General features: G+C 64.8%; 14 protein-coding genes. 5 read left to right on the top strand and 9 right to left on the bottom strand.

All coding sequences use genetic code 11. The annotated features are described in order from the left end of the window. Positions 1 to 12 precede the first annotated feature (12 nt). From tolB to B6V74_RS12265, 6 genes are all read right to left on the bottom strand, one after another. Entirely contained in the window at positions 13 to 1,335 is a 1,323-nt protein-coding gene (gene tolB / locus B6V74_RS12290; protein ID WP_075775878.1) for a Tol-Pal system beta propeller repeat protein TolB, read from the bottom strand. A 102-nt stretch (positions 1,336 to 1,437) separates the two neighbouring features. Further along, positions 1,438 to 2,697: a hypothetical protein gene (locus B6V74_RS12285; RefSeq protein ID WP_088722937.1), complete on the bottom strand. Its 1,260-nt coding sequence runs from the start codon at positions 2,695 to 2,697 to the stop codon at positions 1,438 to 1,440. A 16-nt stretch (positions 2,698 to 2,713) separates the two neighbouring features. Then, positions 2,714 to 3,193: a protein TolR gene (tolR, locus tag B6V74_RS12280; RefSeq protein ID WP_075775876.1), complete on the bottom strand. Its 480-nt coding sequence runs from the start codon at positions 3,191 to 3,193 to the stop codon at positions 2,714 to 2,716. Positions 3,194 to 3,195: 2 nt separating this feature from the next. Beyond that, on the bottom strand, positions 3,196 to 3,891 hold the full coding sequence (gene tolQ, locus B6V74_RS12275; protein ID WP_088720384.1) for a protein TolQ: 696 nt from the start codon (positions 3,889 to 3,891) through the stop codon (positions 3,196 to 3,198). A gap of 115 nt (positions 3,892 to 4,006) precedes the next feature. Further along, positions 4,007 to 4,408 (bottom strand): tol-pal system-associated acyl-CoA thioesterase, encoded by a 402-nt coding sequence (ybgC, locus tag B6V74_RS12270; protein ID WP_088720385.1) that lies wholly within the window; start codon positions 4,406 to 4,408, stop codon positions 4,007 to 4,009. Next, a complete protein-coding gene (locus B6V74_RS12265) occupies positions 4,398 to 5,093 on the bottom strand; it encodes a hypothetical protein (RefSeq protein ID WP_240497107.1) in 696 nt (231 codons plus the stop codon). Before B6V74_RS12265 ends, ybgC begins: the two co-directional genes overlap by 11 nt. Before the next feature lie 414 nt (positions 5,094 to 5,507). Between B6V74_RS12265 and ileS the strand changes: the two genes are divergently transcribed. Next, a complete protein-coding gene (gene ileS / locus B6V74_RS12260; RefSeq protein ID WP_088722936.1) occupies positions 5,508 to 8,492 on the top strand; it encodes an isoleucine--tRNA ligase in 2,985 nt (994 codons plus the stop codon). A 60-nt stretch (positions 8,493 to 8,552) separates the two neighbouring features. Here ileS and B6V74_RS12255 read toward each other — a convergent pair whose 3' ends face one another. Next, a complete protein-coding gene (locus B6V74_RS12255) occupies positions 8,553 to 8,948 on the bottom strand; it encodes a DUF805 domain-containing protein (protein WP_088722935.1) in 396 nt (131 codons plus the stop codon). Positions 8,949 to 9,111: 163 nt separating this feature from the next. On the opposite strand from B6V74_RS12255, the gene B6V74_RS12250 reads away from it, so the two are divergent. After that, the gene (locus B6V74_RS12250; protein ID WP_088722934.1) at positions 9,112 to 9,585 is read left to right on the top strand and encodes a hypothetical protein; all 474 of its coding nucleotides are present in this window, start codon (positions 9,112 to 9,114) and stop codon (positions 9,583 to 9,585) included. Here B6V74_RS12250 and B6V74_RS12245 read toward each other — a convergent pair. Then, the gene (locus tag B6V74_RS12245; RefSeq protein WP_075775870.1) at positions 9,575 to 10,012 is read right to left on the bottom strand and encodes a flagellar FliJ family protein; all 438 of its coding nucleotides are present in this window, start codon (positions 10,010 to 10,012) and stop codon (positions 9,575 to 9,577) included. The genes B6V74_RS12250 and B6V74_RS12245 overlap by 11 nt on opposite strands. 7 nt (positions 10,013 to 10,019) lie before the next feature. Then, positions 10,020 to 10,889 carry a flagellar motor stator protein MotA gene (motA, locus tag B6V74_RS12240; protein WP_088723063.1) on the bottom strand — a complete coding sequence of 290 codons (870 nt, stop codon included), beginning with the start codon at positions 10,887 to 10,889 and terminating at the stop codon, positions 10,020 to 10,022. Positions 10,890 to 11,120: 231 nt separating this feature from the next. On the opposite strand from motA, the gene B6V74_RS12235 reads away from it, so the two are divergent. Genes B6V74_RS12235 through B6V74_RS12225 form a run of 3 tightly spaced genes read left to right on the top strand, consistent with a single transcriptional unit; the run spans position 11,121 to position 15,466 of the window. After that, the gene (locus tag B6V74_RS12235) at positions 11,121 to 12,263 is read left to right on the top strand and encodes a hypothetical protein (RefSeq protein ID WP_088722933.1); all 1,143 of its coding nucleotides are present in this window, start codon (positions 11,121 to 11,123) and stop codon (positions 12,261 to 12,263) included. A gap of 3 nt (positions 12,264 to 12,266) precedes the next feature. Further along, on the top strand, positions 12,267 to 13,613 hold the full coding sequence (locus B6V74_RS12230) for an FkbM family methyltransferase (protein WP_088722932.1): 1,347 nt from the start codon (positions 12,267 to 12,269) through the stop codon (positions 13,611 to 13,613). Continuing rightward, the gene (locus tag B6V74_RS12225; protein ID WP_088722931.1) at positions 13,610 to 15,466 is read left to right on the top strand and encodes a hypothetical protein; all 1,857 of its coding nucleotides are present in this window, start codon (positions 13,610 to 13,612) and stop codon (positions 15,464 to 15,466) included. The genes B6V74_RS12230 and B6V74_RS12225 overlap by 4 nt, the downstream gene beginning before the upstream one ends. Positions 15,467 to 15,474 lie beyond the last annotated feature (8 nt).

Below are 15,474 nucleotides of genomic sequence, written 5' to 3'. Positions count from 1 at the left end.
GTTAATCCGCCCTCACGGCAGAAGCGGCGACCAGGCCGGGTCCGACGCGGCGCCCGGCGTGGAGACTTTCTTCAGGTTGCGCCCGGAGATGTCGACCGAATAGAGCGAGGCCGAGCCTTCGGCGCCGGGGCTCTCCCGGGTGAACATGATCACCCGGCCATTGGGCGACCAGGTTGGGCCCTCGTCGAGGAAGGACGAGGTCAGCAGCCGCTCTTCCGAGCCATCGGTGCGCATCACGCCGATATGGAACCGGCCTTGGTTCTGCTTGGTAAAGGCGATCATATCGCCGCGCGGCGACCAGACCGGCGTCGAATAGCGCCCGTCACCGAAGCTGATCCGCGTCGCCTCGCCGCCGCCGACCGGCATGATGTAGAGCTGCTGGGTACCCGAGCGATCGGACTCGAACACGATCCGCGATCCGTCGGGCGAGAAGCTGGGCGAAGTCTCGATCGCGGGCGAGGTCGTCAACCGTTGGGTCTGGCCCGTGCTGACATTCATCATCCAGAGGTCGGTATTGCCGTTCTGCTCCATCGAGTAGACGATCTTCTGCCCATCGGGCGAGAAGCGCGGCGCGAATGTCATCGTCCCGGGCACTTCAGGCAGCAGCCTCGCCGAGGCGGTCGCCACGTCGAGCATCTTGATGCGCGGGAAACCGGTCTCGAAGGTGGTGAAGAGCACTTTCGTCCCGTCGCGCGAGAAACGCGGTGCGAGCACGATGGTCGAGGCATCGGTAAGGTAAGTCACGTTCGCGCCGTCGTAATCCATCACCGCGAGGCGCTTCTGGCGGTTGTCCTTCGGCCCGCTTTCCGAGACGAAAACAACGCGGCTGTCGAAATACGGCCCCTCGCCCGTGATGCGCGAATAGATCACGTCCGAGACCTTGTGTGCCAGACGCCGCCAGCTTGCCGGCGAGGCCGCAAGTTGCTGCCCGTCGCCCATCTGCTGTCCGGAGAACACGTCGAACAGGCGGAACTTCACGACCACCTTGCCGCCCTGCATCCCGACCGATCCCACGACCAGCGCCTGTGCGTTGATCGCCTGCCAGTCGGAATATTTCACCGGCGTGTCGAAGCTCGACACGTTCTGGATATAGGCGGATTTCGGAATTTCGCGGAACAGCCCGGTCCCGGTCAGATCGCTCGAGATCACCTGCGTGATCTGGCTCGCCATCTGGCCGGCGTCGGGGGTCTCGGGGATGAAACCCGCGATTGCGAACGGCATCGGCTCGATCACACCATCGGTGATCTCGATATGCAGCGGCTCGGAATCCTGCGCGATTGCGGCGATGGGTGCCAGCATCACAGCGGCCAGCAAACTTAGAACGAAACGCATCATGTCACACACTCCCTTTCCGGGTCTTGCCCGGTTTGTAACGCGCTGCGGCACGATCGTGCATCACAACCCCATGACACCGCGCGGAAATTCGCCGATCAGCCATCATTTCATCCTCATTTTTTCGGGATTGAAGTCGATGGTGATCGTTTTCCAGCGGTCATATTTCTCCGGCGGCAGCGGGAACCCGTCCGAGCCGCACAGAACGATGGCGCGTCGCCCGGCCTCGAAGGCCTGATCGACCGCGTTGCCGGTGCCGCCCGTCGCCCCGACCAGCTTGATCGAGGAGATGATCGGGTGGCCGTCGGGCTGCATGTCGACCGACAGCGTCACTGTGGTGCGCAGCGCATCCGAGCTGAGCGCGCCGGTGTTCCAGCACTGCTTGATATCGACGATCAGCGCGTCTTTCTCGCCCGCGGTGATCGGCGGACCCGTCGGCGCAGAGCCGGTGCCACCCGTGCCTTCACCGCCCAAGGCAGCCGCAAGCGCATCGTTGACCGAGGCGCTGTCGACTTTCTTCGGCTCGCTCGGCGCGGGCTTTTTCTCAGCCTGTTTCGGCTCAGCCGGTTTCTTCTCGGCGGGCTTGGGCGCTTCAGGCTTCTTCTCTGCCGGGGACGCAGCCGTCTGCGTCTCTTTCGGCGCGGGCGGTTTCGGCTTGGCGCTCGGCCGCGGCGAGGCCAGCGGCGCGGAGCTTTCCGGCTTGTCCTTGGTCTTGTTCGCCTCGGTCACGATTTCGGTGGAGGCTTCGGGCGGCGCCGTCGCCTCCTTCGGCTTCTCGGTGGGCTGATCGGGCGTGTCGGCGGGTTTGGGGGCCTCTTGCGGCTGAGCCTGCGGGTCGACCTTCGCCTCGGGCGGCGGCTCGGGCGCAGGCGTGGGAGCAACGCGCGGCGCCTGTTTCGGCTTCGGCACGGGCGAGATATCGGGCGTGACCGTCGGCGAAGGCTCCTCGACCGGCGGCACGATCTCCGGCGGCGTGTCGCTAACTTCGGCAGGCGGCGTCGGCTCTTGCAGGGCCGACACATCGGGCTGCGCATCCGGTACGGGGTCGGGCTGCTGCATCGCCTGCGGTTCCGGCTCGGGCTTGGACTGCGGCTCCGGCGCGGGCGGCTTGGGCGGCGGGGCCGTCTCGGTTGGCGTATCGGGCGCCGTGGGCGCGACCGGATCCGGCGTGGGCTGCGGCGCGTCCTTCGGCGCCGAGGCCATCATCGTGTTGAAGTCCTTCTCGGACATCACCGCGACCTGAGAGATCACCACCGGCTTATTCGGTTTCGGGAAGAACCACTGGCCCCCGGCAATGACCCAGAAGAGCACGCCCAGATGCAGCGCGCCCGACAGGCCGTAACCGATCTTGTCCGCACGGTTCATGCGATGCCCCCTGGGCTCAGTTCCCCGCAGGCGCCGTCAATTGCGGCCCCCCGGTATCGGTGACGAGCGTGATGTTCGAGAACCCCGCGCCGTTGAGCGCGCCCATCACCTGCACCACCTGAGAATAGGAAATCTTGCCATCCGCACGCAGGAAGACCTTGTCGCTCTTGCGCTCGGCCGCGATCGCCTTGAGACGGTCGATCAGCTGATCCTGCGGCACTTCCGAGTTCATCAGCGAGACCTTCCCGTCCGCCTGGATCGACACCGTCAGCGGCACCTCCTGCTCGGTCGGTACGGCCTTGGCCGCCGTCTTCGGCAACTCGAGCGGCACGCCCACCGTCATCATCGGCGCGGCGACCATGAAGATCACCAGCAGCACCAGCATCACGTCGACCATCGGCGTGACGTTGATCTCGCTCATCGCGGCGTGACGCCCGCGTCCGCTCCTGCGGCGCCGCGATCCGCCCGATCCGCGTTTTGCAACACCCGCACCCATGATCAGCTATCCAACTGGCGCGACAGGATGGTCGAGAATTCGTCCGCGAAGGCCTCATAGTTGCCCGCAATGCGATCGGCATCGGACGACAGCTTGTTGTAGAAGATCACCGCCGGAATTGCCGCGAGAAGACCCAGCGCGGTCGCCACGAGCGCTTCCGAAATGCCGGGCGCCACGACGGCGAGCGAGGTATTCTGCGAGATCGCGATCTCCTCGAAGGCGACCTTGATCCCCCAGACCGTACCGAACAGGCCCACGAAGGGCGAGATCGAGCCCACGGTCGCAAGGAAGGTCAGCCCGTAATTGAGGTTTTCGGTCGCCTTCTGGATCGCGACATCCATCGAGCGTTCGATCCGCGCTTGCGCGCCGGTGATCAGCGCCCCGTCCTGACGATGCGACCGGCGCCATTCCAACATGCCGGCGGCGAAGATCTTCTGGCTCGCGCCTTCGGGCGCGGGGCCGATCTGGTCGAACAGCTCGTCGAGCGGCTCGCCGGACCAGAAGGCCCGGTCGAAGGCTTCCGCCTCGGAGCGCGCCGCGCGATAGGCGATGAATTTGCGGATGATGATCGCCCAGGACCAGAAGCTGGCCACGACGAGGATGATCATCACGAGTTTGACGGTCAGCGATGCGCGCAGAAAGAGCGCCAGCAGGGAGAAATCGATCTCCTGCGCCATCGCAAGCGAAGAATGGTCCATAGGTACTGCTCGCCGGTTGGGGCCACGTTATCGGGCCTCTGATTACCAGCGATTCTATATCAGCAGTAAGGGGAACGCCATAACAACAATGTAACCGGCGAAACCCCGCCGCTTTTCAATGCAGTTTCGGGGCCAGTTTCCGGCGAATATCGGCGGGAAGCCGCTGAGCCGCGCCCGCCTCGTTGAGACAGACGATGGTGACCTGCGCGGTGAACAGCACCTCGCCGTCGCGCTGCACGGTCTGCTCCATCACCAAGCGCGCGCCCGTTTCGGTGACGAGGTCGGTCGTCACCACCAGTTCGTCGTCGAATTTCGCGGGACGCAGGTAATCGGCCTCGACGCGGCGCACCGCGAAGACCACCCCGTAATCGGCCTTCATGGCGACCTGATCTACGCCCAGCGCGCGGACGAATTCGGACCGCCCGCGCTCGATGAACTTCAGGTAATTGGCGTAATAGACGATCCCCGCGAGGTCGGTATCCTCGTAATAGACCCGGATCGGAAACTCATGCGCCATGCTCGTTCTCCCGATCGTCCGGCTCCGCCTCGCCCACTTCGCGCGACAATTCCCGCACCGCCTCTGCGGCCTCGCCCTGACGCAGGCCGGCGCGGGCCGCGAGACGCAGCGCGTGGGTCGGATCTTTCGCCACAGCCGGCATCGTCGGGTCGTAGGCAGCTGCGATCACCGCAGCGATCTCGGGACGCAGCACGGTCACCCCGCGCGCCACCGCAAGCGGCGAGCGTTTCACGAAGGCCTTGTCGGACCAAAGCAGGATCATCTGCACCGCCTGACTGAGCGCGATTACCTCGGCGGGCACCTCATCGAGCCCCGCATCCATCCGCACGAAGGCGAAACAGGCGCGGATCGCGCCCTCCTTGTCGAAGCGGAAGACGCGATACTGGTTCGCCCCCTGATCGTCGAGCCGGATCACCAGATCCTGCAACCCGTCGATCAGGTGATCGAGATTGGGCACCTCGAGCAATTCCTGCCAGTCGCGGAAGAAGAAGATCATCAGGTTCGCGCCCAGCTCGGGATCGGTCTCGGCCATCTTGTGCCCTGCCAGCGCCACCACCGCCTCGACCGCGCCCTTCACCGTCGCAAGCGTCGCCGCCTCGACCCCGAACACGACGGGAACGACGGGGCGCCCCCAACGTGCGAATAGATATTCGTCGGAAGAGCGCCGGAAGAGCTGCTCCACCATTTCGCCCGTGATTTCTGCCTGTTCCGCCATGCTGCCTCCCTCGCTTCGCCCCGACCCTAAGAGATCGCGACCGAGGGGGGAAGGGGGCCAGCCCGATCGGCCGCGCATCCCCGGCTTTTGCCTGCAACGACGTTTCGGCTTGGCACAAATATCCCGGGGGAGCGCCCGACCGGGCGTGGGGGCAGCGCCCCCTCTTCTTCGGCGATTGCGAACCCACGGTGACGGGCGGCAGCCCTCCCTGATCTCCGCTTGCCGCGCTTGCACCTCACGCCTATAAGGGCGGCATGTTCTTGCTGGCTGCATATCCGCGAATTATTTGCCCGGCGCTCTGACGCGTCAGGGTAGCCGGGATATTGCGCCAAGCCTCGCGGCGTGCGCGCGCACGCCCTTCCCTTTCCCAAGGACGACCTATCCATGAGTTCCGACCAGACCACCGAGACGACCGCCCCCGACTATCGCGGCACCGTCTTCCTGCCGAAAACCGATTTCCCGATGCGCGCGGGCCTGCCTGCGCGTGAGCCCGACTGGCTGGCGCGCTGGGAGAAGATCGGCGTCTATGACCGCCTGCGCGAGAAGGCCGCGAAGGAGACGCGCCCCGGCTTCGTGCTCCATGACGGCCCTCCCTACGCGAACGGCCATCTCCATATCGGTCACGCGCTCAACAAGATCCTGAAGGATTTCATCACTCGCTCTCAGCAGATGATGGGCCGCGATGCGCGCTACGTGCCTGGCTGGGACTGCCACGGCCTTCCGATCGAGTGGAAGATCGAAGAGCAGTACCGCGCGAAGGGTCTCGACAAGGACGCTGTCGACGTGGTGGCGTTCCGCCGCGAATGCCGCGCCTTTGCCGAGAACTGGGTCGACATCCAGCGCGAGGAATTCAAGCGTCTGGGTGTCTATGGCAACTGGGCCGATCCCTATCTGACGATGAACTACCATGCCGAGGCGGTGATCGCCGAGGAGTTCATGAAGTTCCTGATGAACGGCACGCTCTACCAAGGCTCCAAGCCCGTGATGTGGTCGCCGGTTGAGAAGACCGCGCTGGCCGAGGCAGAGGTCGAGTATCACGACCACACCAGCCACACGATCTGGGTGCGCTTCAAGGTCCGCCGGGGCGGCAATGCCGACATGCCGACCGAGGATGCGGTCGAATATGACGCCGCGGATCAGGCGCTGCTGGCCGATCAGCTGCACGCGGCGAGCGTCGTGATCTGGACCACGACCCCGTGGACGATCCCGCAAAACCGCGCCGTGTCCTTCAATCCGGGCATCGCCTACGGGCTCTACCGCGTCGACACGCTGGGCGAGAAATCGACCGCCGAGGAAGGCGAACTGCTGCTGATGGCCGATGCGCTGGTGCAATCGGTGATGGATCAGGCGAAAGTCGAGAGCTTCACCCGCGTGCGCAATGTCAGCGCGGCAGAGCTTGAGGGGCTGACGCTCTCGCATCCCTATGCCGGCGTCGAGGGCGCGAATGGCGAGTGGGATTACGACGTCCCGGTCCTGCCCGGCGACCACGTCACCGACGAGGCCGGGACGGGCTTCGTTCACACCGCACCGAGCCACGGCGACGACGACTATCAGATGGGCCTGAAATACGGGCTGCAGATGACCTATAACGTCGAGCCCGACGGCAGCTACCGCAAGGACCTGCCGCTGTTCGGCGGCGAGGCGATCGTCGCGGCTGATGGCAAGGACGGGCCGGCAAATGTGTCGAACATCAAGCAACTGGCCTGGGCCGGGGCGCTTCTCGCCAAGGGCAAGATCAAGCACTCCTATCCGCATAGCTGGCGCTCCAAAGCCCCGCTGATCTATCGCAACACGCCGCAATGGTTCGCCGCGATCGACCACACGCTGGATGACGGCATGGGCGAGTATGGCGACACGATCCGCGCCCGCGCGCTGACCTCGATCGAGGAGCTGGTGACCTTCACGCCCGAGAAGGGCAAGAACCGCCTGCATTCGATGATCGAGAACCGTCCCGACTGGGTGCTGAGCCGTCAGCGCGCCTGGGGCGTGCCGCTCACCTGTTTCGTCAAGAAAGGCGCCAAGCCCACCGACGAAGACTTCCTGCTGCGCAACGCCGAGGTCAACGCGCGCATCACCGCCGCCTTCGAGACCGAGGGTGCGGACGCGTGGTATGAGGACGGCTTCAAGGCGAAGGTTCTGGAAGGCGTCGTGAATCCCGACGAGTACGAGCAGATCTTCGACGTGCTCGACGTCTGGTTCGATTCCGGCTCCACCCACGCCTTCGTGCTGCGCGACCGCGCGGACGGGACAGAGGACGGCATCGCCGATGTCTACCTCGAGGGGACCGACCAGCACCGCGGCTGGTTCCACTCCTCGTTGCTGCAGGCCTGCGCCACGAAGGGCCGCGCGCCCTACCGCAACGTGGTGACGCATGGCTTCACGCTCGACGAGAAGGGCATGAAGATGTCCAAATCGCTCGGCAACACCGTCGCGCCGCAGGAGGTGATCGAGCAATACGGCGCCGATATCCTGCGGCTCTGGGTTGCGCAGTCGGACTTCACGGCCGATCTGCGCATCGGCAAGGAGATCCTGAAAGGCACCGCCGACAGCTATCGTCGTCTGCGCAACACGCTGCGTTTCATGCTGGGCAATCTCGATGGGTTCTCCGACGCCGAGCGCGTCGATCCGACCGAGATGCCGGAGCTGGAGCGCTGGGTACTGCATCGTCTGGCACAGCTCGATACCGAGGTGCGCAAGGGCTATGACGCCTTCGATTTCCAGGGCGTTTTCCAGCAGCTGTTCAACTTCTGCACGGTGGACCTGTCGGCCTTCTATTTCGACGTCCGCAAGGATGCGCTCTATTGCGACCCCGAGGACAGCCTGCGCCGCCGTTCGGCGCGCACGGTGCTGGATCTGCTGTTCCATCGCCTGACGACCTGGCTCGCGCCGATCCTCGTCTTCACCATGGAAGACGTGTGGCTGTCGCGCTTCCCGGGCGACGATGCCTCGGTTCACCTGCAGGACATCCCCGAGACGCCCGAAGCCTGGGCCGACGCGAGCCTTGCGGCGAAATGGGATGGCATCCGCCGCGCCCGTCGCGTGGTGACGGCAGCGCTGGAGGTGCAGCGTTCGGCCAAGGTGATCGGAGCCTCGCTAGAGGCCGCACCAGTCGTGCATGTCGAGGATGCGGACGTTCTGGCGGCGCTGAAATCGGTGCCCTTCGAGGATCTCTGCATCACCTCGGACATCGCGCTGACCGCCGATCCGGCTCCGCAGGAAGCGTACCGCCTGCCCGAAGTTTCGGGCATCTCGGTGGTCTTCGAGAAGGCCGACGGTCAGAAATGCGAACGCTGCTGGAAGATCCTGCCCGATGTCGGCACGCATGAGCATCCCGGCACCTGCAAACGGTGCGATGCGGCGCTCGACTGAGCGACGCGTATCCGGTGACGGAATGAAGGGCACCCGCTTGGGTGCCCTTTTTATGTCAGGTCAGGACGGCATCTGGTGTGGCGGCAGCGGCGGCGGCCCGAAACGGTTACCGCGCGGCGAGCCGCGCTGAACGGTGAAGAAGAGCAGGACCAGCGTCCCGATCAGCGGGACCAGCATGATCAAGGCCCACCAGCCGGTTCGGTCGAGGTCGTGCAGCCGCCGCACCAGCACCGCGAGCGACGGCAGGAACACGACGAGCGAGAAGATCGCCCCCAGCAGCGACGCTTCGCCGCCCCGCATCATCATCGGACCGAAGAGGATGCGATCCAGCAAGCCGAAAACGATGTTCCCGAGAAAGACGAAGAGCACGAACCACCAGAATTCGGGCCGGGCCGCGCGGCCGGTGAAAGTCACGTAGTTCGAGAAACATTTGCGGATCGCTTCGCTGAACTCCATCGGGCGTCTCCCTTCGTGGATGAGCTGTCGAGGAAGCTTAGCCTCAGGACGACGCGTCACGCCAGCGTGAATCCGGCGGGGTAGGTGCGGTGGGCGCGTGATGCGTCAATGCGCGACGTGCATTCTTCTTATTTGCGTCAAGATTCGCGGCTAACCTCGCGGAATGACCCAAAGTGAAAGCCATCCGCCCGCCCCGCTTCGCCCCCTGTTTCGCAGTTGGGGCTTCTGGGCGTTGCTGGCGGGCGCGGCCGCGTTGATTCTGGTTTTCGTGCAGATCTCGGGAATTGCGAACGGGCCTCAGCCCTCTGCCGGAAGTCAGATTGGCGAGATCTCTGGCGAGATCAAACGCTCGGCTTGGCGGTCCTTCTTCGGCCTTGCGCCGAAGCCGGTGGAGCCGCAACCACTCCCGGCTTCCAGCTACCTCGGCCTCGCGGCGCCGGTCCTCGGGATCCTAGCGATCGTGCTCGCGGGGATCGCAGCGGCACTCCGCGAAAACTGGCGACTGCCGAGCTATGCGGTGAGCCTCGGAATTGCGGCGATCGTCTTCCAATATGTCTGGTGGATCGCGCTGCTCGTTGCGGGCGTTGTCCTGCTCGTCACGATCATCGCCAATCTCGGCGAGATTTTCAGCTTCTGACCGCATCCCTGTCGCGCAGCCAGCGCTGCAGCGTGCGCTCCTCGACCTGCGCCTGCTCGCGCTTTGCCAGCTCCGCCGCGCGTTCGGCGCGGGCACGGTCGAGAAGCGTGTCATAGGTCTTCGCCTCTCGGAACAGCTCTCGCATCCGGTCTTCGAGCGGCACGCGGCGTTCGTTCAGCGTGCCGATCTCCTGATCGAGCCACGAAACCGTCTCGCGCACCGCCTCGCGGAATCCGGCGGCGTAAGGCGCGGTCTCAGGCGAGGTGACGTGAAGCTCGGCGCGGGCGCGCGCTGTCAGCGTATCGCGCTCGCTTTCCAGCCGCGCGACCTGCGCATTCAGCTTCGATAGCTCGCCGGCCTGCTCTTCGAGCTCACGCCGCCGCAGCCGCCCGATCACCTCCAGGGCCGCGATCCGGTTGCGGGCCATGGCGCGGTTACGCCGCCTGCGGCAGGTCTTTCTGCGCCTGCTCGACGGTGTAGAAATCCGGCTGATGCGCGGTCGGGATGCTGCCGCGCCCGATCTCGACGCAGATATTCGGCGGGTGGTCGCTCACAAGCGCAACGAAGATGTCGCGGATCACCGCATAGAACGCGGAATCCTCTTCCTCGATCTGGCGCAGACGGCCAGACATCGGCTGCACGAAGCAATAAGCAAGGAACACGCCGAGGAAGGTGCCGACAAGCGCGCCGCCGATCATACCACCCAGGATCTCCGGCGGCTGGTCGATCGCACCCATGGTTTTGATCACGCCCAGAACGGCGGCGATGATGCCGATGGCAGGCAAGGCGTCGGACACGGTCTGTAGCGCTGAGGCGGGGGCCAGAACCTCGCGGTGATGCTTCTTCAGTTTGCGGTTGATGACGTCCTCGGTCTGGTACTTGTCGTCGAAATTCATCGCCAGCATCCGGAAGCTGTCGGTAATCAGCTGGATCGCGAAATGATCCTTCAGGATACGCGGATAGCGGCTGAAGATCTCGCTCTCTTCCGGGGCTTCGACATGAGGATCGAGCGCGATGATACCCTTGTTGCGATAGAGCCGCGACAGCTCGTAGAGCAGGTTCAAGAGGTCGGTGTAATCCGCCGTCTTCCACTTGCTGCCCTTGAGCACCTTTACGAGCCCCCGGCCCGATTGCTTGATCATCCCGAACGAGTTGGCGATCAGGAACGACCCGAGCGCGGCGCCACCGATCATCATCCCTTCGAACGGCAAGGCATGAATCAGAACGTCCATGCTGCCGCCGGACAGGAGGAAGCCGCCGAACACGAGGCCCACGACGGCCAACAGGCCAAGGATGATCGTCATTATACTTTGTCCGTATGCTTCGCGCCCCCAGTCTTTCACCGGCAGGCGCAGTTTCCCCAAAATCTCGAGCAAATCTCCGGTGACGCTCTCGTTAAGTCAAGTATAAATGCCAAAATCATTAACAAAAACAAGCACAGAACACACAGTGTCATCTATAGACAGGGAAACTTGACCGATTATTCATGAATAGATAGGATAATTCCAACACTGATCTTGGATTCAGGACATCGAATGAGCGCCAGTGCGGAAGCCATAGCCTTTCTGCTCGAAGAGCAGGATCTGCGCCATCTGTTCCAGCAATGGCCGCAGCACATGTCTCTGGCCGTCGGCCTCGACCCGGAAGGCGGCTGCGCGATGCTGGTCTTCCACGCGAGCGAGGCCGGGCGCGTACTGCCCCGGCTCGCGCGGTCGATGAACTGGCGGGCGGATGAGTTCAGCGTCATTCCAAAGATCGACGGCTACCAGACACGGCGGATGCTGTTCTCCGACGAGCAGAAGATCCTGTCGCTCGTGCAGGACACCGACAACCTTCCGGAGATCGCCCGCGATTACGCGATCAATTTCGCCTATGCCGCCGACGAGGGGCTCGACCCGGAAGCGATGACCGATGCGAAATCCGCCTCGGTGTCGCCCGCGTTGCGCGAGGTCGAGCGGCTCCTGTCGGAGTTGAACCCGACACACTCCGCGACATCGAGCGCTCCGCCGACGAGCAGGAATGCGGCCTCTGTGCCTACCGATCGAGCGGAAACAACGGCCCCGGTGAGCGCGGATGGCGGCCCGCCCGGCTTCCGGCGGCTGAGCGATACGCACCGGGCCGAGGCGCTGATGGCGACTTGCGAATTGAGCCTCGATGCCGACACCGTGCGGATCACCATCGACGAGGCCGGCGCCGATGCGCAAAGCTTCGGGGTCCGAGACGTCTATTTCCGCGACGATCTTCGCAGCTTCGCCATCCAGGTGGCGGAACTCGCGCGTCAGGGAGCAACCGCCCTGCCCGGCCAGATCCACGCCGCGGCGGATCACTTCCCGGCCCCGCTTCTCGCGACCTTGCGGCAGGCGCCGCTGACGGCGCGACTGACCGCGCTCGACCACTACATCTTCATCGCCCCCGAAGCCGCAAAACCGCGCGCCGCTGCCCTGTCTGCCCCGGCGCGCGCGGAGCCAGGCAAGTTTCCAGCAAAGCGCGAGGGCGCGAAGCCGCAGATGCGCACGATGTTGGGCGGCGCCGCTTTGATCTTCTTCTCGGCGCTGGCGCTGCAACTTGGCCTGACGCCTGCGCTCAGCCATGGCGAGGCGCGGAAGGTCTCGCTCGATACGATCCGGGAATCCGTCTTCCAGTCGCTTGCGGATGAACAAAGCGGCAAGGAGCGCTGAGCCATGGATTGCGCAATCATCACCCCGATCGGCCCCGGCCATCGCCAGTTGTTCGAAGAAAGCTGCGCGCCCTCCGTCGAGACCGCGATCGGCTTTTCCAAGGGGCCGTTCGACCATGTCCATCACTACGCGATGGATGACACGCAAGGGCTGCACGGCCGGTCTGCACGTCGCAATACCGCGATCCGGCAAGCGCAGGAGGCGGGCATCAAATGGATTTTCTTCCTCGATGCGGATGACGTGCTGACCCCGAACGCGTTCGAGGCTTTCGGCGCGCGACTTGCCGATGAGCCCACGCTCGATGCGCTTTGGGGGCTGATCTGCGAATTCGACGCGGCGGGCGAGCCGCAACTGCGTGACGGTCAGCCGGCAGAGCTTTCCAGCTATGCAGAGTTTCTCGCCACGCCACCCTTCTTCGCGGTTCAGATCGGCGCTTTCATCCGCACCGAACTCGCGGCGCGCTTCGGCTTCGATGAGGCGATGGATACGGGCGAGGATTACAAGCTTTACCTGCAACTCTGGCAGAACGGGCACTGCGCGAAACGCCCGGAGATCTTCTTCATCAACCGCCGCGATCAGCACTCCACCGGGCCGCGCTCTGCGACGGGGGCCGATTGGGCCCGGCAGGTCGAGCGGATGTGGGCCGAAGCGGTCGAGCGCGATCCGGTCTGGGCGCAGCTCGAACATCGGGGCGTGGCGGCGAAAATGCAGATCACCAATCCGCTCGACATCATCCAGAACACCCACCTTCAGGGGAGGTTCTTCGAGGATAGCTCGCTCGAGAAGCTGCGCGATCTGATCGGCGTGAAGCACCCGCATATCGTCGAGGTCGGCGCGAATATCGGCAACCACGTCGTCTGGTACGCACAGCATCTGAACCCGGCGCGCATCTATCCGGTGGAGCCGAACCCCGCCGCACTGACGCTTCTCGATGGCAATATCGCCGCGAACGGGATCGATGGCCTGATCGACCGGCGCGGCATGGGCTTCGGCGTTGGCCGCGCGGAGGGCCACTTCCGCGCCGAAACCACGCAGGAAAACAACCTCGGGGCCACGACACTGATCGCTGACGAAGCGGGCGAGTTGAAGGTCGTGACGCTGGATGCGCTGATGGCCGACGCCCGCGCCGACTTTCTCAAGATCGACGCTGAAGGGATGGAGCTGGACGTGCTCGCCGGGGCCGAGGGGCTGATCGCGCGCGACCGCCCGCTGATCTGGGTCGAGACCCGCCGCGACAACCTCCTCGCCTTCGCGCAGGAATGGTGCCGCGCGCATGACTACGTGCTGGTCGACAGCGTGTTCTACGTCCACTCGATCGACTACTTCGCCATTCCGAGGGAACGCGCATGACCCAGACCACCCTCTCACGCAAGGACCGGCGCGCCCGGGCCGCGAAAGCCGCGAAGTATTACGGTATCGCGGACAGCGCAGCGGCGCTGACGATGCACGAAGCCTATGAGGCGCTCGCTGCGGCTGACGGCCCGCACGCGGCGCGGCTGGCGCATGAGGTCAGCCAGGCGCATCCGGCGAACCGTCACCCGTGGCTCGTGCTGGGCACCGTGGCGCTCGACCGCCGCGAGGCCGAAGCCGCGACGAAGTTCTTCGAACGCGCCCTGCTGATCGCGCCCACCGATCCGATGGGGCTTGCAGGGCTGGGTAAGGCGCGGGTTCTCAAGGCCGACATCTTCGCGGCCATCGATCTGTTTGCGCAGGCAATCGAGCGTGGCAGCGAAGACGTTCCGATGGCCCGCCTCTATGCCGATCTGATGGGGCGGCTCGACCGGTCGACCACGGCCGGACGAAATCTGCGCAAGATGGCTGAGCGCATGAAGACGGCCGAGATCTGGTTCATCACGGCCGACGCCTTCGCCACAGGCGAAAGCAATGCCGAAGCCGCGCCCGCCTACGAGGAAGCCGCGCGACTTTCGCCGGCGCCGATCGCGCACCGCATCGGCTTGCTCAAGGCGAAACTCTTCCGCCAGAACTACAGGAGCCTCATCGTCGGCGCCGATGCCTTGCTGGCCGAGGCAGATCTGCCCCCCGCGCATCGCGACGAAATCGTCACCCTTCGGATGGCGGCTCTACGTGCGTGCGGCGAGACCGAGCGCGCCCTCGAGACCCTCTCGCATCGCTTCGAAGATCCCGCGCAGTTCCAGCGGGTTTTGGGATTTTCCGGCAATTGCCACCTCGACCGGGAAGACTTTCGCGCGGCGCGGATCGCGTTTCGCGAAGCCCTTCACCTCGTTGACGGGGGCGGGCTCTGGGTGCGGCGCGCCTACGGCACCTTCCTGATGGGCGAAGGCGATTTCGCGGCGGGAGCCCCCTATTACGCAGGCCGCCAGCCCGACGCGAACCGCCGCCGCATTCCCTATGAAAATTCCGAACCCGAGCAGCTCGCCACCCGCGATCGCCTCTTTCTCGTCGACGAGCAGGGGATCGGCGACCAGCTTGCGCTGCTGCCCATCATCGGGCGCGCTCCCCTGCCCGCCGGCGCAAAGGTGACCTTCGTCGGCGAGGCCCGGATGAAGCCCTTGATCGAGCGTTCCGGCCTTGGGATCGCCTTCGCGGAGACCACCGAGGTCGACAAGATGGGCGTCGCTCCGGAGGAAATGATCTTCGTCGGTGACCTCGTGCGCTATCTCAGCGTCGAGGCGCTCGTGGCGCGACCGCTTGGCGGGTATCTGAACGCCGATCCGGTGCAGGTCGAGATGACCCGGGCCCGCTATCGCGAGATGGCGCAGGGGCGACCGATCGTCGGCGTCGCATGGCACAGCAGCGACGCGATCACCGGAGCGCATCGCTCGCTCGCGCTCGAAACGATGCTGAGGGCCCTGCCCGAAGGTGCCTTGGTGGTAAACCTGCAATATGGCGACCGCGAGGCGGAGTTGGCGCAAGCCGCCCGCAGCCGTCCTGACCTGACGCTTTTCCACGATGCCGCAATCGACCAGTTCGCCGATCTCGACGGGTTCGCCGCACAGATCATGGCGCTCGATCGGGTGGTGAGCATCGACAACACCACCGCCCATCTCTGCGGTGCGCTGGGGCATCCCGACACCCATGTGCTGATCCCGAAAGGGGCGGCGTGCATGTGGTATTGGGGCCGTCGAGGAAGCCCGGATCGTTGGTATGGAAACCTGCAACTTCATCGCCAGGCGCAGCTCGGCGACTGGAGCGGCCCGCTGTCGGAAATCGCCGCGCTTTAAGGGCGCTC

The organism is Thioclava sp. F42-5, assembly GCF_002213195.1.
GTDB classification, from domain to species: Bacteria; Pseudomonadota; Alphaproteobacteria; order Rhodobacterales; family Rhodobacteraceae; genus Thioclava; species Thioclava nitratireducens.
The sequence above is the reverse complement of the archived record's forward strand: the minus strand, read 5'-3'. Positions and strand labels throughout refer to the sequence as shown.